At 30.8% G+C, this 3,954-nt stretch carries 3 protein-coding genes and 1 other annotated feature; of the genes, 1 reads left to right on the top strand and 2 read right to left on the bottom strand.

Annotated elements, in window-relative coordinates; genetic code table 11:
* Nucleotides 1-81: 81 nt before the first annotated feature.
* Together trpS and JWF52_RS14215 are read right to left on the bottom strand one after the other, a co-directional pair.
* The gene (trpS, locus tag JWF52_RS14220) at nucleotides 82-1,086 is read right to left on the bottom strand and encodes a tryptophan--tRNA ligase (RefSeq protein ID WP_208334207.1); all 1,005 of its coding nucleotides are present in this window, start codon (nucleotides 1,084-1,086) and stop codon (nucleotides 82-84) included.
* A 12-nt stretch (nucleotides 1,087-1,098) separates the two neighbouring features.
* Nucleotides 1,099-1,797 carry a 5'-methylthioadenosine/adenosylhomocysteine nucleosidase gene (locus tag JWF52_RS14215; protein ID WP_208334206.1) on the bottom strand — a complete coding sequence of 233 codons (699 nt, stop codon included), beginning with the start codon at nucleotides 1,795-1,797 and terminating at the stop codon, nucleotides 1,099-1,101.
* 52 nt (nucleotides 1,798-1,849) lie between these two features.
* Nucleotides 1,850-2,154 (bottom strand) — a binding site (T-box leader).
* Nucleotides 2,155-2,325: 171 nt separating this feature from the next.
* On the opposite strand from JWF52_RS14215, the gene JWF52_RS14210 reads away from it, so the two are divergent.
* Nucleotides 2,326-3,951 (top strand): dipeptidase, encoded by a 1,626-nt coding sequence (locus JWF52_RS14210; RefSeq protein ID WP_208334205.1) that lies wholly within the window; start codon nucleotides 2,326-2,328, stop codon nucleotides 3,949-3,951.
* Nucleotides 3,952-3,954 lie beyond the last annotated feature (3 nt).

Genomic DNA, 3,954 nt, shown 5'->3' with positions numbered 1-3,954 from the left:
AATTTCTCTATAATCCTTTTCTTTTTATTTTAGCAACGGATCTGTTTTTCAAGGTCGTTGGCAATATGAACTAAGAAAATTTTATAAGAATTTTCTTTCTATTAATCCAACTTTTTTATATACTTTTCTAAGTGTTTTTCTAGCTTGTTGTTCAGCTTTACTAGCACCCATTGCATATACAGTTTCTAAGTAGTCTTTATTGCTTAATAAATCATTATACTTATCTCTTATTGGTCTTAAAGATTCTACTATAACTTCCGCTACATCTTCTTTAAATACACCATATCCTTTACCTTCATACATTGATACTAATTCTTCGATACTCTTATTATCTAGTTTAGAATATATTTCAAGTAAATTTTTAATTCCTGGCTGTTCATCACTATAATTTACGGAACCTATTGAATCAGTAACACTTCTTTTTATTTTTCTTCTTATAGTATCTGCATCATCTGCTAATAATATGAATGCATTTTGATCTTCATCTGATTTACTCATTTTTTTAGTTGGCTCTTGTAAACTCATAACTCTTCCTACTTCTTTTGGAATGTATGGTTCTGGTACTTTAAATGTTGGTGAATATCTATTGTTAAATCTACTAGCAAGATCACGGGCTAACTCTAAATGTTGCTTTTGATCTTCTCCTACTGGTACTAAATCTGTTTGGTATAAAAGTATATCAGCAGCCATAAGTACTGGATAAGTAAATAAACCTGCATTTAAGTTAGCTTCACTTTTTTGAGACTTATCTTTAAATTGAGTCATCCTACTTAATTCACCCATGTATGTCATTGTGTTTAATATCCACATAAGTTCTGTATGTGCACTTACATGAGATTGTATAAATATTGTATTTTTTTCAGGGTCTAATCCACAAGCTAAATATTGTGCTAATAATTCCATAGTGTTAGCTCTTAAATCTTTAGCCTGTTGAGGTACTGTTATAGCATGTAAATCAACTACACTATAAAAACAGTTATATTCATCTTGAAGCTTAGTCCAGTTTTGTATAGCTCCTAGATAATTTCCTAGAGTCATCTTACCAGAAGGTTGAGCTCCACTAAATATTATTTTTTTATCACTCATTTAAAACTCCTCCTATAATGATTTTAACATTTTTAAAACTATATCTTTAGAATTATGAGCTGCAACTTGAACAAATTCGTCATAAACTACATCAGCAGTTCCATCAGCTCTATCTGACATTGCCCTTATTATTACAAATGGTACTTTATTTAAAGAACAAACGTGCGCTATAGATGCACCTTCCATTTCTCCACAGTATGCACCGAAATCATTTACTAATTCTTCTTTTAATTCTTTAGAACTTATAAATATATCTCCTGTCACTACTCTTCCTTTTAAAACTTTATGGCCTTTATTTTCAGACACTGAAGATTCATAAGCTGCATTTATAAGTCTTTCATCAGCTATGAAAGTCGAACTTTCCATTCTTGGTATTATTCCTTTTTTGTATCCAAAAGCTGTAGTATCTACATCATATTGAATTGCATCAGTTGATATTACTATATCTAAAACATCAAGATCAGAATGTAGTGCTCCTGCAACACCAGTATTAACTACTGCATCTACATTAAATTCACTTATTAATATTTGTGCACATAATGCTGAATTTACTTTACCTATTCCACATCTTACTAAAACTATGTTTTTTCCTTCTAATGTTCCTTCGTAGAATTTCAAACTTGCTTTTTCTATAGTTTCTTTAATGTCCATTAATTCAACTAATATATCTACTTCTTCATCCATTGCTCCTATTATACCTATTCTATTCATTAGTTCCTCCTAAAGTTTGTTATATTTGTGTATTAAAAAATCCGTCCTAAATTAATAGGACGGATAAATTTTCCGTGGTACCACCTAAATTATATATACTTAATTTAAATATATATCTCTTAATGTCTGCTATAACGTGCAGTTACGATATAAGCTAATTTGTATAAAAATTCGCTTCGCTCATATCGCCAACGACCTACAAACCAGGTCCGTTGCTAAAGCTTAACAGTTAGATTTTATACATTTCACTTTACTCCTCCAAGGTCCATTCACTAAAATTTTCTTGTTAAGATCTCATCATCCTTAACTTTCTGTATTGAATCTTTTTTAGATACTACTCCTTTTCACAGAATTTAATTTATTATTAATTTCTTTATTTTATAATATGTCTTACTTAATAAATTGTCAACTATCTATATAAGTTTATCCATAATATATTAACTTATACACCTTCAGTTCACAAGACAAGTACGCTAATCATAGTATAACTATCGTTAAAATTTATTAAATTAATTAAGGAGGTTTTATATGTGCACGACTATTATTGTTACTAAAGGTGCTATGGCTGATGGATCAATGGTTGTTACACATTCTTGTGATGATGAGTTAGGTGATCAAAGGCTAATATATATTCCTGAAAAAAATTACGAACCCGGCCAACTGAGGCCCATTTTTGCAGAACATTATCGTTACCCTAGGATTGTAAGTGAAGATAGAGGACCTGGGTACAATACAACTTCTTATCCTAAAACAGATCCAATTGGGTATATTCCTCAGGTGACTCATACTTATGCCTACTTTGATGGAAATTATGGAATAATGAATGAGCATAATTTAATGATAGGTGAGTGTACAAATGCAGCTAACTATCAGCCAACATTTGTTACAGAAAATGAATCTATTAATACCGGAAAACATATTAGATTATTTTACAGTCAAGAGTTATCTCGTATAGCTCTAGAAAGATGTAAAACTTCAAGAAATGCAATAAAACTTATGGGAGAACTTATAGATACTTACGGACTATATTCAACAGGTGAAACACTTTTAGTTTCTGATGAAAATGAGGCTTGGGTATTTGAAATGTGTGCTCTTCCTAATGAGAAATACCATTCTGCTTGGGTTGCTAAGCGTGTTCCTGATGGTGAAGTTTTTGTTGCTGCTAACGAGTTTCGTATTCGTGATATTTTAAAAGATAGTGATGATTTTATGTACTCTAAATTTCTTCATCCTGGAATTTATAAGCTAGGTTGGTGGAAAGAATCAGATGGCCCTATTGATTGGCTTAAGGCTGTAAGTCCTCGTGAATATAATCATCCATATTATTCTTTAAGGCGTGTTTGGCGCATATTTGATAGAGTTAATACTGACTTATTTTTAAATCCATGGGTCAAAGATGGATATACTAGAGATTATCCATTTTCTATAAAGCCTAAACACAAATTAACTCTAAGTGATGTTTTTTCACTATATCGTGACCATTATGAAGGGACTGAATTTGATTTAACTAAAGGTGTTGCTTCTGGCCCATATAATGGCAATCAAAATAGTATTACAAAAGATAAAAAATATTATGGAGCATGGGAAAGGGCAATATCAATATTTTATCAAGGATATACTTATGCATGCCAAATAAGACCATATGCCCCAGAGTCTACTAAAGGTTTATTATGGTTTGCACCTGATGTATCATATACTAGCTGCTTTGTTCCATTCTCCAGTAAATCTACTAGCATACCTTTATCTTATCAAACTGGCTCTCCTCAAAAATATGATTCTAATTGCGCATTTTGGATTTTTAATTTTGTAGGTAATTGGGCTAGATTAAACTATAAGCAAATGACTGAGCACGATATATTTGATTTACAAAGAAAACTTGAGATGATGTCATTTGACTTTATTAAAAGTTGTGATGAGAGATGCCAAAATACTTCTCATATAAATACTATAGAATATATTACAAAAGCTTGTGAAAATAATGCAAATATAGTTCTAAAATCTTGGTTAAAACTTGCTGCTATGTTAATAGCTAAATACGCAAACGGATATTGTAATTTAGAATACCAATCATCTACAAAAGATATTGGATATTCAGCAACTTGGCTTAGTTATACAAACTATAAAGATGGTCCTACTTCATATGATATGAAATAAAAA

Source organism: Clostridium sp. CCUG 7971, assembly GCF_017590215.1.
In the GTDB taxonomy this organism is placed as follows: Bacteria; Bacillota; Clostridia; order Peptostreptococcales; family Peptostreptococcaceae; genus Faecalimicrobium.
The sequence above is the reverse complement of the archived record's forward strand: the minus strand, read 5'-3'. Positions and strand labels throughout refer to the sequence as shown.

Bases quoted from the DNA above. Each gene is read 5' to 3' on its own strand.
- trpS (WP_208334207.1), bottom strand. From the start codon at position 1,086: ATGAGTGATAAAAAAATAATATTTAGTGGAGCTCAACCTTCTGGTAAG.
- JWF52_RS14210 (WP_208334205.1), top strand. From the start codon at position 2,326: ATGTGCACGACTATTATTGTTACTAAAGGTGCTATGGCTGATGGATCA.
- JWF52_RS14215 (WP_208334206.1), bottom strand. From the start codon at position 1,797: ATGAATAGAATAGGTATAATAGGAGCAATGGATGAAGAAGTAGATATA.